The organism is Sorangium sp. So ce117 (assembly GCF_051524395.1).
Lineage (GTDB): Bacteria > Myxococcota_A > Polyangia > Polyangiales > Polyangiaceae > Sorangium > Sorangium cellulosum_B.
On the sequence record NZ_CP150309.1, the window covers coordinates 10,747,484 to 10,770,512 of the forward strand.

Consider the following 23,029-nt stretch of genomic DNA (forward strand, 5'->3'; position numbering starts at 1 on the left):
AGCGGTGTACAAATAGCTCCGCGCAGAAGGCGGAGCTGTCCGCACTGCTGGAGCTGACCGGGGCGTCCGACCTGGCCCGACGGGGCGCGGGCGCGCCGGCCGGCCGCGGATGAAAAAACTTCGCGGCCCCCGAACAGTTTCGGCCCCGGCGGCAGTCTTGGAGGGGAGAGGCCAAGACTGCCATGAAACTTTACGATTTCGCGTTTTCTCCCAACTGCCGCAAGGTCCGTGCCGTCGCCTACGAGCTCGGCGTCTCGTTCGAGCCGGTCCACGTCGACCTGTTTCAACGAGCTTCGCGCGCTCCCCAATTTCTCGAGCTGAACCCGAACGGGCGCGTCCCGGTGCTGGTGGACGACGACCTGGTGCTCTGGGAGTCGACCGCCATCATGCGTTACCTGGCCACGAAATGCGGCGGCGGCCTGGTGCCGGCCACGGCGCGCGCCCAGGCCGAGCTGGATCGCTGGCTGGCCTGGCAGCTCGCGCACCTCGGACCGGCCATGACCGCGGTCGCGTTCGAGCGCATCGTGAAGCGCCTGACCGGCCAGGGGGCGCCCAACGAGGCGGTCATCGCCGCCAGCAGCGCCGACTTCGCGCACCTCAGCAAGGTGCTCGATGGGGCGCTGTCCGGTCGCGACTACCTGGCCGGATCGCTCTCGCTCGCCGATTTCGCGCTCGCGTCGCACTACAGCCTGGCGCCCCTGTGCGGGCTCTCGCTGGCCGGGTTTCCGCACCTCGAGTCGTGGCTCACGCGCGTGCTCGGCCGCGATAGCATGCGCCGCGCCCTCGCCGACGCCCAGGCCGCCATGAGGCCCCATGCCGCCTAAAGACGACGCCACGTTCTTGCGATCGGTCGAGCCCCTGCGCGGCGCGATCCGCCTGCATTGCTACCGCATGCTCGGCTCCGCGCACGACGGCGACGACGTGGTGCAGGAGACCTGGCTGCGCGCCTGGCGCGCCAAGGACTCGCTGGAAGACGAGGCGCTGGTCAAGCCGTGGCTCTACCGCATCGCGACCAACGTCTGCCTGGACGAGCTGAAGCGCCGGCCGCGGCGCCTGTTTCCGACGGACGCGTTCCCCGCGACGGAGGACGCCCAGCCCCCGCTGCCGCGCGTCGAAGAGCCCGTCTGGCTGGAGCCGATGCCCAGCGCCTGGCTGGAAGGCGTCGAGGAGCGCGACCCCCAGGCGCGCTACGCGCTCAAGGAGAGCGTCGCCTTGGCCTTCGTGGCGGCCCTGCAATGCCTGTCCCCGCTGCAGCGCGCGACGCTGCTGCTCCGCGACGTTGTCGGGCTGTCCGCGGCGGAGACGGCGCAAGCGCTCGCCACGAGCGTGGAGGCCGCGAACAGCGCGTTGTTCCGCGCCCGCAGCGCGATCGGCAGCAAGCTCGGCGGGGCGGAGCCGGTCGACATCGCGACGACCACGCAGGTGGATCCGCGTTTACTCGAACAGTACGTGCGCGCCTTCGAGGAGGCGAACCTGGACGCCCTGGTCGCGTTGTTCCACGAAGAGATGCGCACCACCATGCCGCCGGCGCCGACCTGGGTCTCCGGGCGCGCCGCAAACGAGCGCTTCTACCGGCGGATGTTCGGCGGCATCGTCCCTCGACAATTCCTGCACTTGCGCATCGCCGCGAACGGACAACCGGCGCTGGCGTTCTATCGTCCCCGAGCCGCCGGCGCGCCACACACCCTGTCGGCGATTCAGCTCGTCACCACGCGCGACGGCGCGATCGCGAGCGTCGACCATTTCATGCTGCCCGAGGTGTACCCGCTGTTCGGCGTGCCGTCGGAGCTGCCCACCTCGTGAGCGAGCCCATGCTGCTACCAGGCGCCGCGCGCTTACCGGCGACCGCGAGCGCCACGATACCGGCCATCGCGGCGCGCAGCGCGGGCCCGTCGAGGGCCGCTCGCTGCGCGCGCCGCCGAGCCCTTGCAACATCACAACATCAGCGCTGGCGCTTGCATCGATCCGCGGACCTGGCTACGTCATCGTCTCCGTGACTCCCGCCCCCTCGCCCTACGGTGTCCTAGGCCACCTCGACGTCCCCCTCGGCCTCGGCCTGCTCCGGCTGGCCACGGAGGGGCGCCCCTCCGAAGAGGACGCGACCGCCGTCATCCACGTTGCCCTCGATCGAGGCATACGCCTCCTCGACACCGCCGATTCTTACTGCCTCACCGACCGCGAGGCCCACTATGGAGAGCGCCTCGTCCGCAAGGCGCTCGACGCGTGGTCCGGCCCGCGCGACGACGTGCGCGTCATCACCAAGGCGGGCCTCACCCGACCCAAAGGGCGATGGGCCCCGAACGGCAGCCGCGACCACCTGCGCCGCACGGTCGAGGGCAGCCTGAAGGCGCTCGGCGTCTCGCGGATCTTCATGCTCCTCCTCCACGTGACCGACCCTAGGACCCCCCTCGAAGAGAGCCTCGCCGCGCTCGCCGAGCTCCAGAAAGAGGGCCTCATCGAGCACCTCGGCCTCAGCAACACCTCCATCGCAGAGGTCCGCCAGGCCCAGCGGCACTTTCCGGTGCGGGCCATCCAGGAGGAGCTGAGCGTCCTCGATCGCGGCAGCGCAACCCGAGGCCTCTTCGAGCTCGCCAGGCAAATGGGCATCCCGTTCCTCGCCCACCGGCCGCTCGGCGGTCACGCCAAGGTCGATAGCCTCCTCAAGAACCGCGCGATCAAGCCCATCGCCGCGCGGCACAGCGTCACGTCCCAGGAGGCGGCCCTCGCGGCCCTGCTCGATCTCGGCCCCCCGGTCCTTCCCCTGTTCGGGGCGACCAAGCGGGAGAGCGTCGAGTCCTGCTTGCGCGCGCTCCGGGTCCCCTTTGGCGCGCGCGATCGAGCCGACCTCTCGAAGATTAGCTTTGCGCCCACGGCCGATGTGCTGGCCTCGGTCGCGCCGCCCGTGATCCCCGCCGGTCTGCGCAAGCTCGAGCCCGGAGAGGGCCCCGGCGATGCGCCCGAGGTGGTCGTGGTCATGGGAATTCAAGGGGCAGGCAAATCGTCGGAGGTCGCCCGCTACACGGCCAAAGGGTACGCGCGCCTGAACCGCGATGAGCTCGGCGGCACGCTCGACGGCGTGGTCAAGAAGCTCGGAGAGCTGCTCTCCTCGGGGCAGACGCGGGTGGTCCTCGACAATACGTACGGCACGCGCGCGTCGCGCTATGCGGTGCTCCGGATGGCGCACGCGCACGGCGTGCCGGTCCGGTGCCGGTACCTGGCCACGCCCATCAACGAGGCCTATGCGAACGTCGTCCTCCGCGTCCTCGAGCGCTACGGCAAGCTGCTCGGGCCGGAGGACATGAAAGCGCTCGGCAAAGAGGATCCCAACCTGCCGCCGCCGCAGGCGCTCTCGCGGTGGGCTGCGAATTTCGAGGCGCCGCACGTGGATGAGGGCTTCTCGGTGGTCGAGGAGATCCCGTTTGCCCGGCGCGTCGATCCGCTCTTCACGGGCAAGGGCCTGCTCCTCGACGTGGACGGTACGCTGCGAACGACAAAGAGCGGCGAAATCTACCCGCGCGACCCCGACGACGTCGAGCTCCTGCCCGGTCGGCGCGCGGCCCTGGAGCGCTGGGTCAACGACGGATACACGCTCTTCTTCGTGTCGAACCAGAGCGGCATCTCGAAAGGATCGGTGACCGAAGAGGCTGTCCTGGCCGCGTTCTCGCGGACGATCGAGCTCCTCGGCCTGCCCGTGGCCGAGGTCGTGTACTGCCCGCACCCGGCGTTTCCGGTCGGCTGCTTCTGCCGCAAGCCCCTGCCGGGGCTCGGGATATCGCTGATCCAGCGCCACAAGCTCGCGCGCGAGCACCTGGTCATGGTCGGCGATATGGAAAGCGACCGGGAGTTCGCGCAAGCGCTCGGGGCGAAGTACATGACGGCCGAGGAGCTCTTCCCAGGCGAGTGAGCGCCCGCGATGGCGTCCTGCTGCGGGCGCCCCGTCGGGCCACACCGGAGCCGTCCTTGACGGCGAAACAGGCGGGAACCATGGCAATCGCTCCTGTTTCCAGCCTGCTTCACGGCTCTTCCCACGAGGGCTCGACGGCCGGCCGCTCGCGCTCGATGCGCCCGCTCCCCTCCTCCTGCCGGTCGCGGAACGGCGTCGACGCCGGCGGGAAGTCGCGGAGGCCGCGGAGGGCGGTGTAGTCGTAGCGGAGGAAGACCAACCCCGAGACGCGCGGCGAGGCGCGCGGCGAGGCCTCGGCCGGGCTCGGGAGGTCGAACAGGAACGTCCCCTCCGCGCCGAGCGAGACGCGGTGTCCGCGGGCGAGCCAGCTCCAGAAGGTGAGCCCCGCGGTGAACGCGTCGCGCAGGAAGGCCTCGTCGCGCGTCTCGTTCACCGGCCGGTAGCTCGCGAGCCAGCCGAGCTGGATCCATGGCCACAGCCCCCGGCCGGGGAGCAGGTCGAGGTCGAGCGTCGCGTCGATGCGGTCGAGCGCCGACGGCACCGGGCTCAGGCGCAGCGACGTGCCCGCCGTGACGAGCGCGTCGACGAACGGCCGGTACCGCAGGCGCGCCCCGAGCGAGGCCTGCGTGTCGTGCCTGGCGCCGTAGGGCGTGTAGACGTCCTTGTCGGCGCCGACGAAGCCCCGCAGCGACTCGTCCACCATGAGCCACGTGAAGCCCGCCCACGGCGAGAGCGTGAGCTCGCCGAGCGGGATGGACCAGAACGCGCTCGCGCTCGCCCTGGCGCCCATGGCGTCGCTGGCGTCCGGCTGGAACACAACGCGGCCGCTCAGCGAACCGCCGGGAACCCAGCCGCTCGAGCTCAGGTCGAAGCGCGCCTCCGCGCCGAAGCTCTCCGGCCCGTCGCGCAGGCGGCCGAACCCCGCGGCCGCGATCCAGGCGCGCCGCTCGATCAGCTCGCGGTGCACGTCGAGGCCGAGCTCGAGGAAGCGGACCGGAAGACGGGCGTCCTCCTCGGCGAGCTCGCTGTCGATGAGGCGCGCGTAGCCGCCGACGGAGAGCGGGCCCGGGTCCGGGTCCTCTCCCACCGGGGGCGCCGGACGAAGCAGCTCGTCCGCGGGAGCGATCGGCGCGGGCAGCGGCGGCGGCGCGGGCGGCGGCACGCGCGGGCGGGGCGCGCCGTTCGCGACGGCGAGCTCGACGCGAAGCAGCGCCCGGCCGCCGGGCGAGGCGACGCGCAGCACATGCGCGCCCTCGGGGAGGACGGCGACGCGGGACTCGACCTCGCCGCCGAGCCAGAAGAACGGCTCGCGCGTGACGCCCAGGCGGCGCGCGGCGCGGTCCTCCGAGGCGTCGAGCGCGAGGGTCCCCTCCTCCACCGCGTCGCCGCCGGCCTCGCCGCCGACACCGTCGAGCGGCGCCACCGAGAAGCGCAGCTGGCCGGAGGGCGCGGCCGCGGCGACCTCGGGACGGCAAGCCGGATCCCCGCCGTCCGCGGGCGCGGCGCGCGCGCGGGGCGACGCGCACTCGTAGGCGGCGCGGGCGCGGATGCGCACAACGGTCGGGCCGACGAACGCGAGCTCCAGGGGGCGCGCGGGGTCGATGTCGTTCCATGTCGACAGGACGCGGCCCGAGAAGGGCTGCGCCGCGCCGGCCGCGGTCGCGCGGATCCAGCCGAGGACGCTCCGGTCCGCCGGAGGCCGCGCCTCGATGCGGTGGCTGCCCCGCGGCACCTGCACGACGCAGCGGTCGGCCATCGGCGCGGACGCCGCGGAGCACGCGACCGGCTCGCCGTCGAGCGCGATCGAGAACGCGCAGGGGGTCTCCTCGCGGTCGAGCGCCCGGCAGACGCCGTCGAGCACGACCGCGCCCGGCGCGGCGCGGTCGAGCCGGAACTCGGCGCGCGCGCCGTCGGTGATGAGAAGCGACGCCTCCGGCGCATCGACGAGCGCGCGCCGCACCCGCACGCGGAGCGGCAGATCGCGATCGGCCCTGGCCCGGATCTCGAGCGTGGCCGTGCCGGCCGTGGCGTCGGCGCGCGGCGGCACGGCCCAGCCGGTCACCGGGGCCAGCCGCGCGAGGGCGGCCGGCGGGAGCTGGACAGACAGCGGCGTGGCGCCGGCGGGAGGCGCCACGGCCGGGCCCTGCGGGGCGTTCCCCGAGGCTGAAGGCGCAGCGCCTTGCTGACCAGCGGAGGCCTCGCGGGCGGCCTCCTGCACGGCGAGCTCGGCGAGCACGAGGGCGCGCAGCGTGAGCCGTCGATCGGGCGCCGGGGCGGCGGAAGCCACGTCGGTGGCCAGGTTCGAAGCACGGGCGAGCGCTGCGGCGGACCGGTGGGCGAGCCCGATCCGGGTGAAGGCGTCGGCGGCGAGCTGCACCTCGCTGGAGCGCTCGGCGAGGAGGCCGAGCAGCAGCGCGTCCGCGCCCGAGCTGTCGCCCGCAGGGCCCGCGAGCAGCGCGACGCCGCGCCGCGGGTCGACGCTGGCGCGCGCGCCGCGCGCGGCCGCGAGGGGCGCGCGGTCGTCGGGCAGCGGGAGCGGCGGCACGCGCGCGGGCAGGCCGAGCGGGACCGCCACCGGGCTGCCCGGCGGCAGGGTGAGGACGGTGCTCGGCGGCGCGCCCGCGGTCGACGCGCCGGGCAGGTGCGCCGCGTCCCAGGGATCCTCCTCGGCGGGGCGGTCGAGCGCGGCGAGCGCCGGGAAGCCGAGGGCGTCGAGCGCAGCGGCGCGCTGCGCGTGGAGCGCGGCGCGGGCGGGCGAGGGCGCGGCGCGGAGGGCGCGCGTGGCGCCGCGGATCTGCTCGAGCGTGCCGTCGACGGGCGCGCCGTCCGGCGGGCGCACCGGCGTGACGGCGCGGGGGGCGCCGGGCGCGGCGGGGTGCAGGCGCACCGAGGCGCGGAGCAGCGTCGGCGCATCGGTCTCGACGCGCAGCTCGTGCGCGCCGGCGGGGACCGGGACCTCGATCGAGCCCGTGGCGCCGGCGCGCACCCAGGCCTCGTGGACGGCGGCGCCAGCGCGCACGCGGAGCACGCGCGCGGGGCCGTCGGCGGGGGGCGGCGCGCCGCCCGCCGTGGCGGGCGCCAGCGCCGCTGCTCCGGACGCGGGCGCTGCGGCGCCCTGCGCTCCAGGCGCCGGCGCAGCGACGCCTTGCGCTCCGGACGCCAGCGCCGCCTCGCCCGCCACGGCGGGCGCCGCGAGGACGACGCGGGCCAGCGTGGCGCGCTCCGGATCGGGGAGCGCGAAGGTCGCGGAGCCGTCGACCCAGGCCCACTGCACGATCTCGCGCAGGGACGCGCACGGCGCGCGCCCGCTGCGCGGGATGCGCGCGAGCACCGGCGGAGCGCCCGCCGGCCGCTGGAACGTGCGCGCCCCGGGCGCCACGGCGACGACCGACGTGAGCCCGGCGCCGCCGTGCACCGCGGCCGGCGCGCCGTCGATGAGCACCGGCGACTCGGGGACCACCTGGTTCGAGGCGCTCCGCAGGAGCACCCGCGCGTGGGCCCCCGGCGGCGCTTCGACGTCGATCTGCGCGCGCGCGGCATCGAGGAGCGTCCAGCGGAGCCCGGACTCCGCGTCCACCTCGCAGAAACCGTCCGCGGCGGCGCGCCCCGATGTGCCGCCTCCCGCCGGCGGCAACGCGTCGCGAGGCAGCGCGATCGCGCTCCACGCGGCCACACCATCGGGGATGTCGAGCGCGTCCCACGGGGCCTCGCGCGCCCAGGCGGTGCGCGCGAGCGGCGCCGCGCTCTCGACGTCGCCATGGCCGAGCGCATAGCGCTCCGCGAGCGGCGCCCCCGCTGGCCGGCGGCCATCGCGCGGCGGCGACATCGCCGCGCCCAGCGCGGCCACGGCCGCGACGTCGTCCGGGTGCGCGCGGCCTCCGGCGGGCTCGCGCGGCGCCGCGGCCCCGGGCTGAGCGGGCCCGGGTCCAGCAGGCCAGGACCAGGGCGCGTCCGCGGCGCCGGGCTCCGCGTGCGCCGCGGCGAGCCGCGCGAGGATGGCGCGCTGGAGCGACGTGGCGCCCGCCGCCGCGCGGCCCTGCGCCGCCGCATCACCTTGCGCGGCGGCCGACGCCTGCGCCGCCGCGTAGGCTTGCGCCGCGCGCGCGAACGCCGCGCCGGAGGAGGGCGCCCACCGCACCGACTCGGCGAGGAGGAGCGCCCGGAGCGGCGGCGGCACGGCCGGCCGCGCGGCGAGGTCGAGCGCGGCCTTCGCGGCGTCCGGCGCGGCGGCCCGGTCCGCGGCGGCGAGGAGCCGCGGCGCCTCGGCGTGGACCGGCGCGCGATCGCCGTCGCCGGCCTGATCGCGCCGCGCCGCGCGATCGAGCAGGCCGGCGCGGTCGCGCTGCGGCGCGAGGAGCTCGGCGACGCCGGTGCGTTGCTGGTAGCCGCTGGCGGCGACGGCGAGCTCCCCCTCGACGACGTCGACGGTCGCCGCGCGCGCATCGACCGGCAGCGGCACCCGGATCCACCGAGGCTCGCTCCAGCGCGCGGCGTCCGCGAGGCGCGACCCGGTGCGAACGACGAGCTCCCGGACAACGGCGCCGCCCGCGCGCACAACGACGCGCGTGGTCCCGTAGGTGCGCGCCCGGAGCGCGATGCGCAGCACGTCCGCGCCGGGCGCGCGGAGCTCGAGCCGCGCCCCGGCGCCGAGCGAGCGCCATGGCGTGGCGCGCTCGACGGCCGGGAGGTCGGGGCCTTCGCGGCCTCCGCGCAGCTCGACGCCGCGCGCCCCGAAGTACGGCTCGACGAGCGGCCGGAGGAGCAGCGACTCCTCGAGATAGCGCGCGGTGAGCCATGCGGCCGCGGCCGGGTCGAGGCGCGCGGAGGGCGCGCCCACGGCGGCCCGGGCGGAGAGCGCCGCGCGCGCGGCGTCGACCCAGCGGAGCAGCGCGCCCGCCTCGCCCGGCGCGGTGGCCGGCGCGGGCGCGCGGCCGCCGAGCCATGCGGCGACGTCCTCGTCGAGGCGGTACCAGGCCAGCGGCGCGCTCTCCCGTGCGGCGACCCGCACGGTGACCGGCGTGCTCCCGGCGCCGCGCGTGGCGGCCGCGCGCACGACGACGAAGCGCGCGCTCGACCACGTCGGCACCGCGACGTCGCGCGCGCCGGCCCTGGCGGGGGGCAGCGGCATCCAGGTGATCACATCGGGCACGCTCCCGACGCCGGAGCCGAGGCCGATCCCCGCGACGTCGCCGCGCACCTCCAGCCGGTCGCCTGGCTCCACGGGCACGAGGAGCAGCCGCCCCGCGGCGAGCGCGACGGGCGCGGTGGGGTCGACCGCGGCGGGCGCGGCGCGCGCCTCGTCCGGAGCGGGAGCACCCTGCTGCGGGCCGTTGCTCCACGGCACGATGCCGGCGCTGCCGGGCGCCACCCAGACGAGCGGCTCTGCGGCGGCGGCTTCGCGTGCCCCCGGGACGCCGTGGGCGACGCCGAACGCGAGCACGAGCGCCGCGGCGAGCAGCGCGCGGCGGGCGGCGGCCCCGGGGAAGGCGTCGAGATCCACGGCGATTACCCTTGCACCATGCCCACTCACGCCCCACGCCGTGACCTACCGGGCTACCCGATTTCCGGGTTCGAGCGCAAGCACGCGATCGGCGAGGGGGCCTGCGTTCCCGGGCACCGGTCCGACCGCCCGCAGGACACCGGAAACGCTCCCCGCCGACCGGTCCTACCGCCTCCGGGACACCGGAAACGCTCCCCGCCGACCGGTCCTACCGCTCCGGCGCACCGGAAACGGTGCCTGAAAGCCATCGAGTCGACGGCACCACAGGCCTCGGCACCGCCGTCGTATCGCCGCCCCTACTCGCCCCGCGCGCAGCGGAACCCGTAGAAAGACAGCGTCCTCTCCGGCAGCTCGCCGATACGGTACGTCGGGCTGAGCGTCTCCTCGGTGTGCGAGAACGCCCCTCCGCGGGAGCCCCTTCCGAAGCCTCCGTCGGTCAGCGCCGCGCAGTTGGTGCACGTCGCCGTCAGATCGGCGTGGTAATCGAGGACCCACTCGAACAAGCTGCCCGCCAGATCGGCGTGTCCCCATTTCCCGTCGCCCGCAGGGGATTTCGACCCGACGGACGGGATCGGGCACACCGTCGTCGTGGAGTCGCAGCCGAACACCGCCAGATCCTGGCTCGGGACCTCGTCTCCCCACGGATAGGCGCGGTGCTCGTTCCCCCCGACCGCGGCGTAGTTCCACTCTGCCTCCGTGGGCAGCCGGCCCTCGTCCCATGCGCAGAACGCGAACGCGAGATACCAGCTCACGCAGTTGATCGGCGCCGCCTCGTTACCGGCGGGCTCATCGGTCCACGTCCGGAAGTTGGCGTCGCATTGCAGCGAGGCCCGCAATTCGTCCTGCCCCGCGGGCAAGCTCGCATCCCACGCCGGGTCCCAGCCGCTGCCCTCGATGAGCGGATGAGCGCCCGCCCCCGCCTTCGGCTTTGTCGCCGGGTACCCCGCGACGAACTGCCGGAACCGGCCCACCGTCGCCTCGAAGCGATCGAGCTGAAAATCGGCGACCGTGGCCGGATAACGCGCGTCGTTCAGGCGGTTGAACTGGCCGCCCACCACCACGCCCTCCGTGGGCTCCACGTCAGGAATGCACGCGCCCGCCGCAAACAGCGGGATCACCATCGCGGAGAGAGCCCTGAAGAACACCACCCGTCTTGTCTCGCCCGTTCGCATCAGAAGCTCCCGGAGATGCTGGCGCCGGCGCCGGACGGCGCGATCCACGGGAGCGCGACGGCCGCCGGCGCCTCTTCGCCGCCCGACCGGACGATCCCATAGGCCGCCACCCCCACCGCGACGAGCCCCGCGGCGCCCAGGCCGACGAAGAGGCCGAAATCGCGGTTCTTGCGCGCATTGTCGGCCGCGAAGTCATAGCCGGGGTCGCAGTACGTCCCGCCAGCGACATCGCGGCAGTTCTCGCGCAATGCGCTGATCGCGGAGAGGTCGTCGATCAGGAACCCGACCGACGCGCCGGCAAGGGCGATCCCGGCGGCTCCGGAGATCCAGGCCCAGGTCGGGGTGCCCCCGCCTCGCGTCTCGTCCGCCTTGGTGGGCGGCGTCGCGGCGCTGGCCGCGTCCGCAGCCGCGGGTCGCAGCGTGAGTTCGACCGTCGTCGTCTCGCCCTCCGCGAGCGTGATCGAGCGGGTCTCTGCCTGGTGCCCGGGGGCGCTCGCGCGGATCTCGTGCGGGCCGGGATCGACCGGCAGGGGCTCTCCGAGCGCGGCCGCCGGGAGCGCCGTGCCGTCGCGCAGCACCTCCACGCCGGCGGGCGCGCCCTTGACGACGATGACGAGCTTCGGCACGCGCGGCTCGAGGGCCGCGATCCCCTTGTTCGCGACCTCCTCCAGGCTTCGCCGCCGCTGCTCCCCGGCCGTCTCGCGGTTCAGGACGAGGGCCCGATGGTAATCGTGCCAGGCCGTCGCGAGCTTGCCCTCGCGCTCGCGGCAACGCGCGATGTTGATCTGGGTGCTCGCCGAGGGGTTGAGCGCGAGGCTCGCCTCGAACTTCGGGCACCCCGCCGCGTCGTCCCCCTTGTCGACGAGCGCGCGCGCGGCCTTGAAGAGCGCCTCCGCGGCCACCGGGTCGCGCGCCGGCCCCTGCGCGTGCGCCGCCGCGCCCCCGAGCGCGACCGCGACCGCAGACGCGAGGCCTGCGAAGGCACGCGCGCCTCGCGCGCGGCTGGCGCCACGACGGGGCTCCGGGCGGCGAAGGAGCGCCACCGCAACAAGGCATTTCCCGAGCGGGCTCGTCGTCGTTTCCGCCATGTGTGCTCGTTCCGCTGCCGCGCCGTGTGGGCGCGCGGGGAGACCCTACAACAAAAAAGGCGCACGACCAACCCGTCAATGAGCGAGCGCATGGTTCGGCTTGACGAGGAGAGCCCCTTCCAATGCCATCCGCACCGCTCGACGTAGCTCCCACGTGGCTGTGCGGCGCGCGGCGCGGCAAGCCGCTCGTGACGAGGACAGCGACCCATCGAGTCGATCCGCGACATAAACGCTCACGAGGAGCAGAGTTCAGCGGCGCGCAACGTACGAGGCGCTTCGACGACGCTCTGCCCTCCAAACCGATCCGGCGCTCCACCCCGGCTCCACATCATGGGTCGTCCTCTACTCACCGCCGCGGCCCGTCGTCCCTCCCCGGCGCCTTCTGCCCGACCAGCACCGCCCCCACCCAGACCGCCTTCGCCGGCTCACCCGTATCGGCCCCAGCAGCGACCACCTCGGCCGGTCGGCGCGGATGGGAAGCGCGTCAGGAGATCGTCACGGTCGAACGCGGCGGCGGGGTTGGCGCTGGTCTCCATCGGCGTGCTTGCAGGCGGTGGTGCGGCCGTGGCATGCGTCAAGGCAGCGTACAGGGGAGCACGTCCGCGTCCGTGCCCCTCGCGGACTCACGCGCCACGCATGTGGACGTGCTCGGGAGCAAGCTGCCATACTCCCCAGGTGATCACGCGGCTCGAAAAATTCCGTGAGTACATGGCGCGGTTCAACCCCGCCGGAGATCCGCGCGGCGCGGTCCGCGACGGCCTCTACATACCGCGACCGGGGCGGTCCACGGCCGACGAGGTCGCTGCTCGGCTGGAGATCGACCCCACCTCGTCGCACCTGATTGTCGGCGGCATCGGCTCGGGCAAGACCACGCAGCTCCTGGTCGCGTGCGACCGCTTGAATCAACTCGCGGATACACGCGCCGAGTACATCGACCTGAGCCTCATCCATGATCTCCAGAGCATGGTACCTGGAACGCTGATCATCGCTGCCGGGCTTGCAGCCCGCCGGCACCTGGAACCCGGGGATGACAAGGTGGCGCTCGAGGCCGGCGAGCAGTTCCGGCGCTGGGCCTACGGTCATGATCGTCACGTATGGATCCCCTTCGACGAACCCGGTGAGCCCGATGATGATGAGCCGGAGCGCGGCTACCATGACATCATTGAAGAGAAACCGCTCCTGTCCTCGCCGGAGAAGCCGCTCGATTCGTCTGTGGAGGACAAGGCTCAGCGGCTCGCCCATATCCGCAGCGGCCTGCGCAGGCGCTTCCCGTACCTCGTGCTCCTGTTCGACTCACTCGACCGGCTGCCGGACCCGGCGGCGTTCGCGACCGTGGTCGAGCAGGACGTCCGCGCCATCCAGGAGGCCGGCATCGGTCTCGTCCTCGTGGGGCCGCTCCGATCCATGTTCGGTCCGCACCGCACGGTCACCGACTACTTTCAGCACTTCTACCCGCAGCACGCGGTCGACGTTCAGCAGGACGAGCGAGGGCGCGCCTTCCTGGTCGACGTCCTTCAAAGACGAGCGCCGTCGGAGTTGCTCCCCGAACCCGTGTGTCGAAAGCTCGCCGAGCGCTCCGGCGGCGTACTCCGCGATCTCATTTCTCTGGCGCGTTCGGCGGGAGAGGAGGCGTATATGCGCGGCGCGGATCGTGTCGAGGAAGAGCACATCGACGTGATCGCCGACGCCTTCGGGCGTCAGCTGATCTTCGGGCTCAAGCCCGCCGAGATCGAGGTCCTGCAGCGCGTACGGCAGACCGGGACCTTCGTCCCGACGTCGGACGACGACATGGTGCTCCTCATGACCCGCCGCGTGCTGGAGTATCGGAACGGCAGCGCGCGGTTCGTCGTTCAACCCACACTGGAACCTCTCCTCGATCAGATGGCCAATCGCCAGGGGGCAGCATGAGCGCTGTCGGGCTCCCGTCGATTCGTCTTGACGAGTTGTGCCGCAGGAACGACGCGGCGCTCGCTCCTGGCGGAATCCGGGCGGTCGTCGTCTCCGAGGGAGATACGCTGTCCCTGGCGCGGCGCATCGCTGGCCGTTCCAGGGGGCAGCATCTGGAGGCTCCCCCGGATGCGGCCGCGCTCGCGAGGCGCCTGCGCGCGGGCGGAGGCGCGCTGTTCGTCGTCTCCGGGCTGGAGGCGTTCTCGGGTGACGAGTGGAAGCGCCTCGATCTGCTGAGGAGCCGCCTCTCACGCGAAGGGTCCACCGTCCTTGTCCTCTCGCCGAGATCCCTGGATCTGCTGGCCAGAGCCGCGCCCAACCTGTCGAGCTTCATCAGTCCACCTCTATGGAACCTGGAAAGCGACCCTGACGATGCGGCCGAAGAGGGCATAGAGGCGGCTCAGCGGTCGTCGGCTCATGTCAATGACTCGTCGTCCCAAGCACGGCAGCGCTTGATCCGGCGCCAGTATGAGGAAGCGAGCAAGTTCCCTGGCGAGTTCGTCGTCATGATCGGGACGCGAGTGTTCTTTCATTCCACCGATCGGGAGGAGGCGATCCACAGCTACGAGTCGGCGTTTAAGGAGGTTCCCGACGGCACGCCAGTCTTTATCGAGCCTGGGGTTCGGCTACCCGAACGCGATCCGGTAGTCCGTGGTCGCTCGCTGCGCGGCGCCTGAGCATGGTGATCGTCCAGCGGCAGCCGTTCGGCGTCTCTCGGTTCTTTACGGAGCACCAGGGCCAGCCTCAGGAACATGACCTGGGTCTGGTCGTCCCGGTCAGGATCCAGTTCGAGCGGTGGCTCGGGGGCACGCCGCTAGAAGCTGATGTCTTCATCGACTCTGGAGCGGACTGCACGCTGCTGAGCCATCGCTGGCTCGAGGCATGCTGGAGTACCGCGTTGCCTCGCGAAACGCTCCGCTTGCCGCTCATCGGACCTGGGGGCTGGATCCGCGAGAACGTCTCGATGAGCATCGGCGACTGCGTGCTTGATCTCCCACCCTCGCCCCAGCTCGCATGGCAGGTCGGTGGGGCTGAGCGGCCGGAGCTCCGAGAAATGTCAGGCTATGAAGATCTCTTGCTGGGCCGGGATTTCCTCCGGCACCACGGGATACTCCTCGTGATCGACAGCGAAGACTTCTCGCTCCTGTTACCCGACGACGAGGACAATCAGCGACGGCGCGATCAGGTTCGTCGGGCGCTCGAATAACTCGGGGGAGGAAGTGCTCATCGGGCTGGCTCGATCGCCTTCCTCCTCACGGATCGTCCTCCACCCACAGCCTCGGCCCGTCGTCCCGCCCCGGCGCCTTCTGCCCGACCAGCACCGCCCCGACCCAGACCGCCTTCGCCGGCTCCCCCGTGTCGCCCGGCTGCGCCCCCAGCAGCGACAGCCGCACCGCCCGCTCCCCGGGCTCCAGGTCGTCGCCCAGCCGGATCACCGCGCGCCCCACCCCGTCCGTGCCGCGCTTCTCTGTCGCCGCCTCCCACAGCGTCGCGCGCGTCAGGTCGCCGCCGCGGCCCGCCAGCACGCCGTCCGGGATCGTCACCCGGCGGAAGAACGCCGCCTCCCGCGACGCCGGCTTCGCCCCCTCGAGCCGGTACCGGATCCGGTAGTCCGCGTTCTCCCCGGGCGTCACCACGAACAGCACCAGGTGCAGCGTCTCGCCCGCCTCCTGCTCGAACTCGTACGTCATCGGCCGGGCGCGCGTCAGCTCGAACACGTCGCGCCGGCGCACGATCGCCCCGCCGTTCGCCGGCGGCGCGTCCGTGTACGCCACCCCCGTCTCGCCCAGCCCTTCGACCTCGACCCGCCGCGCGCCGGCCGGCGCCGCCACCCGCAGCGACCCCGAGAGCGCGACGATCGGCTCCTTCAGCGCCACCTCGCCGTCGACGCGCACCGCCACCTCCTTGCCAAGCGACGCGCGCGCGGCCCGGTAGATCACCGACAGCCGCCCGGCCCGCGCCCCCGCCCCGTCCACCCGCACGTCCTTCGCCACGAGCAGCGGCGTCCACGCGTCGCCCGGCGACGGCTCCCCCGCCGACTGCCACGCCGGCATCAGCAGCCGCCGGCGCACCGGCGCGTGCTCCGGGACGAGCACCCGCTCCGGCCGATCCGCGTTCGACCTCCCGCCCTCCCCCGCCCGCTCGATCCGCACCTGCTCGCGCAGATCCGAGAAGCGCTCCTTCCGCTCCAGATCGTCGAGGTTGAACGCCCGGACGTCCGTCCACGTGCTCACGTCGAACGGCGCGTAGCGCCACGTCTCGTCCTCGGCCAGCGTGACCCGGTACGGCAGCCGGTACAGCGTCTGGTTCACGCCCGGCTCGATCGCGCGCAGCCGCAGGCGCGTCCTCGCGTCGCCCGTGATCTCGATCCGCTCCACCCCCGCCGGCGGCCGGAGGATCGCGAGCCGCGGATCGGACGCGTCGAACCCCTCGTTCCACCACTCGAACCGCGATCGCGGGAGCGTCACCTTGAGCTCCGCCCGCTCCGACGGCCCAGGACCCCACCGCGCTACCACCGTCGCGTCGCCCTGGTTCGCGCCCCCGCTCGCGTCGATCTCGGTCCGGATCAGCAGCCCGAGGAGCTCTTGCCCGGGCGCCATCCGCGCGATCACCGGGTCGCTCGGATCCAGCGCCAGGTAGCGCACGATCCGCACGTCCGGCGGCGTCTGCAGCCGCGCCGGAGCCGCCTCCGCCGCCGCGGCGGCGGGCGCGGACGGCGCGGGCGGCTCCGCGGCGGCCCCCGGCGGGAGCGCCCCCGGCGCGGCGCCGGGGCCGCCCTCGCCCGCGGGCGAGGGCATCGCCGGGTGGACGATCTCGCCGATCTGCTGCATCGCCTGCGCCTCCGGCGCGCTGAACCGCACGCCGAAATCCGGGCCGACGCCGTCGATCACCACCGTCCGGATGTCATCCCGCAGGAGCCGCACCGTGGCCCTCCCGAGCGGGCCGAGCGCGACGCTCGCGGACCCGCTCGCGCCGTCGGCGACCCGCACCGTGCGGCCCGGCGGGCCCTCGATGTCGAGCGACAGCGGGCCCCGGAAGTTCAGCGCGGCCGCGCGGCGCTCGCCGATCACGAACTCGGACGCGCCGCGCCCCTCGGCGCGCGGGTACGGCATCCGGAACCGCCGCAAGAGCAGGCGCGACATCTCGTAGTCGATCCCCTCGCGGCCCCCCGCCTCGAGCCGCCGCGCCCAGCCCCGGAGCAGCTCCTTCCGCGCCGGCTCCGGCAGGTCGGCGAAGCCGAGCGCCGACGCCCGGAGCCCGAGCTGCCGCCGCTCCTCCGCGTCGAGGCTCTGCTCGTAGACGGCGCGCGACGCCTCGCTGCGCTGGTAGCGCCCCTCGAGCCGGGACAGGATCGTCAGCTCGCTCGGCACGCGCACGCCGTCGCCGCCGTCGCTCCCCACCGCGGGCTTCGCCCGGAGCCGCACCTGCCCGCCCTGCGGGAGCACGTCGTGCGTGATGAGCAGCGTCGAGCGCGGATCCGTCACCGCGCCCCCGCCGCTCGCGAGCCGCGCCGCGTACTCGCCCTCGCCGAGCGGACGATCGGGATCGCAGCTGACCCGGCTCTCCAGATCGATCGCGTGCCGCGCGACCTCCTCCCCGCGCTCGTTCACGAACGCCGCGACGAACCCGTACGGGTAGCGCCGCGCCGAGTCGCAGGCGTCGGCCCTCACGCTCCCCCAGGTCGTCACCTCCACCGCGTCGATCTCGGCCGGGACCTTGACCACGAGGTCCCGCTCCGGCTCGATGTGGTAGGCGAGGATCTCGTCCTCGGCCGGCAGCGCGCTGCCCAGCGGCGGCGCGCTCGACAGCTGCGAGAGCGCGAACGCCGTCACCCCGAGCAGCGCCATCGCGATCAGCCACCGCGGGTTCAGCGCCCTGCGCGGCGCGCCGTCGCGGGCGCGGAACCCCGCCGTCGCCAGGCGCGCCCGCGACGGCGGCCGCGCCGCGTGGGAGCGCGGCGGCGCGGGCGCCTCGTGGCCCGCCGGCGCGCGGCGCTTCGCCGGGGCGGTCACGGGCCCCCCCGCTGAGGCGCCGCCCCGGGCCCGGCCGCATCGACCCGGAGCGCGCTCGTGCCGACGGTGACCGCGCGCCGCAGCCGCGAACCGCCGGGCACGGCCGCGCCCGGCACCGCGACGAGCGCGCCGTCGATCGGCAGCAGCTGCGCCTCCCCCGGCCGCGCCGCGATGACCCACGGGCGCCCCGTGATCACGTCGCGCCCGATCTCCACATGGCACTGCGCCTCGCGCCGCGGCGCGGCCGGCGCGCTCCCGCGCAGCGCGGCCGCCGCCGCGGCGCGCGCCGCGGCCGCCAGCCCCGCCCGAGGCACAACCGCCACCGCTGCCCGCGACGCGTCCGACCCGGCCCGCGCCGCGTCCGCCACCGCTGCCCGCGTCGCGTCCGCCTTCGCCGGCCCGGCCGTCGGCGCCGCCTGCGTCGCGAAGTGCGCCCTCAGGTAATACGGGTTCCGCTCGGTCGTGTAGCGCCGGAAGGGCTCTATCGCAGCGGAGAGATCGCACGCTGCGGTCACCGCCCGGGTCGGGCAGAGCTCGTCCCCGCTCGCTCCTGCGCCGGCGCTCCCCGCGCACGACGCGAGCGCCTGAGCCCGCGCGGCCACGTCGATCGGCTCGGGCGTCACGCCGAGCCGCGCGAGCCGCGCCTCGAGGCGCGTCTCCCCCTGCCCCGGCTCCACGAAGCGCCGGAGCTCGAAGAAGCGCCGGATCGCGCTGCCCAGGTACACGATCGCGAACCGCCCCTCGGCGAACCGCTTCGCGTAGGCCATCGCCATGTCCGTCGCGCCGCTGAACGGCACCTGCTCGCGCGTGCCGTCGAAGATCCCGACGCGCAGCTCGAGATCGCGCAGCGTCTCCAGCAGCGGCCCCGCGAACGTCGGCACGTGCCCCGGCCGCACGACCTCGTACCCGAACGAGATCACCGCGTCCCGCTCGTAGGTCCGATCCGCCTCGATCGCCTGCACCGACAGCGCGTTGCCGCCGTCCCCCACCCAGACCTCGTGCGCCCGCTGGAAGTAGCTGCGCAGCCCCTCGGCGCGCCGCACGTCGGCGGCCCCGCTCGGCTCCGCCGTGGGCACCGCCCCGGCGAGCAGCAGCGACTGCGCCGAGAGCGCGTCGGCGAGCGCGAGCCCCGCCCCGAACGCCCCGATCTGCCACCGCGGCGCGGGCACCTCGACGAGCATCGCGCCCGTCAGCGGCGACCTCACCGCCTCCGTCGAGGGCGCCGCGGGCAAGATGGCGCTCGTCGACGCCGCCGGCGGCGACGCCGACGCATGCGCCAGCACGAGCCACGCCGGGTTCCCGCGCCGCTCCGGGCCGCCCTCGGCCGGCCCGGGCTCCGCGATGCCCCACGCCGCGGGCGCCGCGTCGGTGCCGCCGATGCGCACCTCGCGGAAGCCGAGGCGCCCGAGGATCGCCCGCTCCCACGCGGTCGGCGGCGCCGCGCCGGACGCGCCGCCGGGGCGCGTCGCCGCCGCGATCAGCCGCGGCGCCACCACGGCGTCGAACAGCCTGAGCTCCTCGAGCGACGGCGGGCGGAAGCAGCCCGGCTGGACCTCCGTCAAGGACACCATCCGCTTCGCGAGCTCCTCCTCCAGCGTCCCGGTCCAGCGCACGGCCTCCGGCGCGCCGAGCGAGCGCGCGCCGACCGCCTCGGCGACCTCGCGCGGCACGTGCAAGCGCGGCGCGTCGCCGAGGGGCGTGGACGGCTCCGCCGCCGGGCGGAACGTCATCGCCGTCTCGGCGCCGAGCCCCAGGCCGATCGACACAACGGGCAGCCCCGCCGGCGAGCCGACCACGCTGAGCTCCGGCCCGTCACCGCCGCCCGGCTCGACGAGGAGCACCTGGGGGCTCTCCAGGGCGTCGATCATCGCGGCCACGAACGCCTCGTCGTGCCGCCGGATCGCCCCGTGGCGCGACAGCAGCACGACCCCCGCCGCGTCGAGCAGCTCCGCGACCCGGAGCGCCACCGCCGGCAGCGCCGAGCCGAGCTCGGTGGGCGCCGCCAGCACCAGCCACTCGGGCGCGGACGTCGGGCTCCGGCCGACGCGCTTGCGGATCGCCGCCCGCGGCGCGCTCGGCGTGTCGTCCGGATCGTCGAACCGCGGGCTCAGCACGAACCACGGCCGCTCGCCGTCGCCCTCCCGCGCCACCGACACCCGCGCGCGCTCCGCCGCGCCGAGCAGCTCGTCCGCCGGCCGCCCGTCGCGCAGCACGCTGCGCGCGAGCCGGTGGGCGATCCGCCGCGACTCGATGTCGGCGGCGATCGCGGCCGCCCTCGGGCGCGGGCCGGGCCGGGGCGCCGTGTCCGCCAGCACGAGCGACAGCGCGGCGCTCTCGACGCGCGGCAGCGGCCTCGCCGCGGCCGCGGGCGGCGGCGGCGCGCCGCCCCAGCCGAGCGCCACGAGCGCGTAGCCGACGCCGTTGCCGACGAGGAACGCGGTGAGCGACACCTGGATCGTCGGCATGATCACGATGCCGACGTGCTCCTTGTTCCACATCTTCACGGCGAGCAGGCTCGGGAGCAGGTAACCGAAGCCGAAGTAGTCGACCATCTGCAGCCCCGGCGCGTACCGCACCATGGCGAAGCCGATCGCCATCTTCAGGGCGAAGCCGAGCACGTACACGAAGATCATCCGCCGCGGCCCCACGAGCAGCATCCGCGAGAACGGGCGGACCGAGGTGATCCAGCGCGAGAGGTAGAAGACGACGAGCGCCTCGATCGTCGTCGTGAGCAGCTTCGTCGGCTCGTACCACGCCACGGCGAGCAGGCCGGGCACGAGGATGCCGTTGTAGTCCCACCCGTAGCGGACGTTGTTGCGCGCGCCGAGCAGCGCGCCGATGACCAGGATGATGTGGGCCTTCGGCAGCTCGAGGAACTCGAGCGACAGGCTCTCGTTGAGCACCTGGAAGCGCGAGACCGAGAGGTTCGTCGTCCGGAGCAGCACGCCGAGCACGAGCGCCGTCAGCGCCGTGACGAGCGCGAGCCGCGGCGCCGCGCGCAGGAGGCCGCTGTTCCAGAAGGCGTTCGCGATGAGCGGCACCAGCACGAGCCCGATGCTGTAGAGCTCCCGCGAGTGCACGAAGTCGTAGCGCGCCGAGACCTCGGGCACGACGAAGCCCTCGACGAAGAGCCGCACGATCACCGCGCCGACGATGAACAGGTAGAACCGCTCGCGCCCGAACGCCGTGGACCACGCGCCCGTCCGGGTGATCCAGCGGCCGATCAGCGCGACGAACAGGTACGTCACGATCGACTCCGCGACGATGAACACCGCGGTGACCGGGGCCGCGAAGAACACCGTCGCGAGGTAGCCGGGCACGACGAGCCCCGCGTACGTCCAGCCGAGCGTCTCGGTGAAGAAGGTCCCGAAGACGAGGCCGATCAGGACCGCGGTGTGGAGGCTCCGATCGAGCCCGTTCGGGGGAAAGAGCGGCAGGTTCTCGAGCATGCGGCGGGACGGCGGCGGCGGGGCGGGTCGGCGCGCGCCGGCGCCCGGCGCGGTTGCCGGCGCGGGCGCGCTACGGCAGCGAGGTGGCCAGGCCGATCGCGCTCGGCGCGCCCCAGCCCGTCGGGTAGTCCCAGCCGGGCCCCGCGGCAAAGAACTCCGTCTCGCCGCGCACCACGTCGCGGAACGTCGCCTGCACCGCGGGGGTCGTATAGAGGATCGAGTTGAGGAACCCGGCGCGCGGCAGGCCCTGCGCGGCGCGGTAGCTGTTCACCACGGCCATGAGCCCCGCGAACGCGGGCGCCGAGAACGACGTCCCGCCGTACGTCCGCCACTCGCCGAGGTAGTAGACCCAGTACGGCCTCGGCGAGGTCGCGGCGTGCATGGCGACGTCCGCGACCGCCCGCTTGCCGCCGGATCCCTCGACGACCCCGACCTGCCAGGAGGGGATCGGGAACGAGAGCGTCGGGCCGGAGCCGGAGCCGGACCAGGCGCGCTCGTCCTCGACCTCGCCGTCCTCGTCGAGCGAGAGCGACGTCCCGCCGACCCCGGTCACGTACGGGCTCGCCGAGGGCGTGTCGGTCTGCGCCGAGTCGCCTGTCGCCGCGACCACGGTGATCCCGAGCGCCGCGGCCATCTGCGCCGAGCGGTGGTACTGGAGCCGCACGGCCGGCGGCTCGGAGTCCTCGCGGTGGGCGAACGAGTCCGTGATGACCGACACCTCGCCGCGGCCGATGGCCTCGTTGAACGTGTAGACCATCGACGTGTTGCGCGCGTCGGGGCCCTGGTACACCACGAGATCCGCGCCCGGCGCGAGGCCGCCCGACCACGCCACGTCGAGCGTCGACTCCACGTAGCGCGTCGCGACCGGCTCCATCGTCTGGACGACCTCGGGGTTCGCCCGCTCCACGCCGAGCGCCCGCCAGAACGACTGCAGGTCCTTGTACTTGAAGGTCGCGCCGATCGTGACCCCGAGCTTCACGCCCTCGCCGGTGAACCCGAGCTCGTAGAGATCGTCGACGTCGTACGCGCCCGCGATCTGCGCCGGGGTCAGCCCCCCCTCCACGCCGGGCGGCGGATCCGGCTCGATCTCCCCGGCCTCGCCCGGGAGCGCCCGGGTGCTCGCCGCGAGATCCGCGGTGATGATGCCGGTCGTGCGAGCGGACACCCACGTCGGCACGGTGAGCTGGCCGAGGGAGCCGAAGACGTCGAAGGGCGGATTCCCCGCCTGAGGGTTCTCCCGCTCGAAGACCCGGAGCTCCGTGTCGAAGGTCTCGTTGAACTGGCTCACCGTGCCGGTGAACTGGATCAGCAGCCGGTTCGTCGCCGTGAAGTTCACCTGCATCCCCTGCTCCTCGAGCCAGAGCTTCACGAGGTGCACGTCGCGCTCCCGCGGCGCGTACGCCGCGATCCACTCGTCGCGGGTGAGGTACTGGCGGAACCGCGGGCTCGCCGGGTCGTAGATCTCGGCGATCCGCTGCTCGAGCAGCCCCGAGTTGCGGATGGGGAAGCCCATCAGCGCGCGGACCACCTCGTCGCCCCCGGCCACGCCCTTGTCGGTGTACACGCCCGGCAGCGGGCTCGGGATGCCGTCCGTGGCCTCGGTGGGCTCACGCTCCTCCTCGGTGAAGTCGGGCAGCTCGTCCGGCAGCTCCTCCCCACCGGCGCCGCCGGCCCCACCGCCGCCGGCCTGGGCCGCGCCGCCGCTCCCGGCCGCGCCGCCGCCGCCGCTCCCGGTCGCGTCGCCGGCTCCCCCGCCGCCTGCGCCGCCGCCTGCGCCCCCGCTGCCCGAAGAATCTGCGATCTGCACATCCGACTCGCAGCCACAGCTGGAGGCCGAGAAGGCCACGCTGCTGACCAAGCTGAGCAGACCAAGGATGGGCGCGGCACGAAGCACAGGTGAAGCACGGCGCATACGCACCAAGGATTCAAACCCCTTCCGACAGGCCGATCCAGCCG

General features: G+C 74.2%; 12 protein-coding genes. 6 read left to right on the top strand and 6 right to left on the bottom strand.

The features are described from left to right. Positions 1 to 182: 182 nt before the first annotated feature. The 3 genes from WMF46_RS40385 (at position 183) to WMF46_RS40395 (ending at position 3,904) form a co-directional block, all read left to right on the top strand. Positions 183 to 824, top strand: coding sequence for a glutathione S-transferase family protein (locus WMF46_RS40385; RefSeq protein ID WP_437982088.1), 642 nt, complete (start codon positions 183 to 185; stop codon positions 822 to 824). Then, the gene (locus WMF46_RS40390) at positions 814 to 1,803 is read left to right on the top strand and encodes an RNA polymerase subunit sigma-70 (protein ID WP_437982089.1); all 990 of its coding nucleotides are present in this window, start codon (positions 814 to 816) and stop codon (positions 1,801 to 1,803) included. Before WMF46_RS40385 ends, WMF46_RS40390 begins: the two co-directional genes overlap by 11 nt. Before the next feature lie 190 nt (positions 1,804 to 1,993). After that, positions 1,994 to 3,904, top strand: coding sequence for an aldo/keto reductase (locus WMF46_RS40395; RefSeq protein ID WP_437982090.1), 1,911 nt, complete (start codon positions 1,994 to 1,996; stop codon positions 3,902 to 3,904). 109 nt (positions 3,905 to 4,013) lie between these two features. Here the strand turns inward: WMF46_RS40395 and WMF46_RS40400 are convergent, their stop codons facing one another. From WMF46_RS40400 to WMF46_RS40410, 3 genes are all read right to left on the bottom strand, one after another. After that, positions 4,014 to 9,404 carry a hypothetical protein gene (locus tag WMF46_RS40400; RefSeq protein ID WP_437982091.1) on the bottom strand — a complete coding sequence of 1,797 codons (5,391 nt, stop codon included), beginning with the start codon at positions 9,402 to 9,404 and terminating at the stop codon, positions 4,014 to 4,016. A 296-nt stretch (positions 9,405 to 9,700) separates the two neighbouring features. Further along, positions 9,701 to 10,549, bottom strand: coding sequence for a formylglycine-generating enzyme family protein (locus WMF46_RS40405; protein WP_437982092.1), 849 nt, complete (start codon positions 10,547 to 10,549; stop codon positions 9,701 to 9,703). A 26-nt stretch (positions 10,550 to 10,575) separates the two neighbouring features. Further along, entirely contained in the window at positions 10,576 to 11,664 is a 1,089-nt protein-coding gene (locus WMF46_RS40410; protein ID WP_437982093.1) for a PEGA domain-containing protein, read from the bottom strand. A 675-nt stretch (positions 11,665 to 12,339) separates the two neighbouring features. On the opposite strand from WMF46_RS40410, the gene WMF46_RS40415 reads away from it, so the two are divergent. The 3 genes from WMF46_RS40415 to WMF46_RS40425 are packed head-to-tail and all read left to right on the top strand — an operon-like array spanning position 12,340 to position 14,818. Then, positions 12,340 to 13,572: a hypothetical protein gene (locus WMF46_RS40415; protein ID WP_437982094.1), complete on the top strand. Its 1,233-nt coding sequence runs from the start codon at positions 12,340 to 12,342 to the stop codon at positions 13,570 to 13,572. Continuing rightward, positions 13,569 to 14,288 carry a hypothetical protein gene (locus tag WMF46_RS40420; RefSeq protein ID WP_437982095.1) on the top strand — a complete coding sequence of 240 codons (720 nt, stop codon included), beginning with the start codon at positions 13,569 to 13,571 and terminating at the stop codon, positions 14,286 to 14,288. Before WMF46_RS40415 ends, WMF46_RS40420 begins: the two co-directional genes overlap by 4 nt. 2 nt (positions 14,289 to 14,290) lie before the next feature. Then, positions 14,291 to 14,818: a hypothetical protein gene (locus WMF46_RS40425; RefSeq protein WP_437982096.1), complete on the top strand. Its 528-nt coding sequence runs from the start codon at positions 14,291 to 14,293 to the stop codon at positions 14,816 to 14,818. Positions 14,819 to 14,864: 46 nt separating this feature from the next. Here the strand turns inward: WMF46_RS40425 and WMF46_RS40430 are convergent, their stop codons facing one another. The 3 genes from WMF46_RS40430 to WMF46_RS40440 all read right to left on the bottom strand — a co-directional run bounded on the left by WMF46_RS40430 (position 14,865) and on the right by WMF46_RS40440 (position 22,880). Then, positions 14,865 to 17,624, bottom strand: coding sequence for a hypothetical protein (locus WMF46_RS40430; RefSeq protein WP_437982097.1), 2,760 nt, complete (start codon positions 17,622 to 17,624; stop codon positions 14,865 to 14,867). After that, positions 17,621 to 21,073 (bottom strand): poly-gamma-glutamate biosynthesis protein PgsC/CapC, encoded by a 3,453-nt coding sequence (locus WMF46_RS40435; RefSeq protein ID WP_437982098.1) that lies wholly within the window; start codon positions 21,071 to 21,073, stop codon positions 17,621 to 17,623. The genes WMF46_RS40430 and WMF46_RS40435 overlap by 4 nt, the downstream gene beginning before the upstream one ends. Before the next feature lie 70 nt (positions 21,074 to 21,143). Continuing rightward, a complete protein-coding gene (locus WMF46_RS40440) occupies positions 21,144 to 22,880 on the bottom strand; it encodes a S53 family peptidase (protein ID WP_437982099.1) in 1,737 nt (578 codons plus the stop codon). Positions 22,881 to 23,029 lie beyond the last annotated feature (149 nt).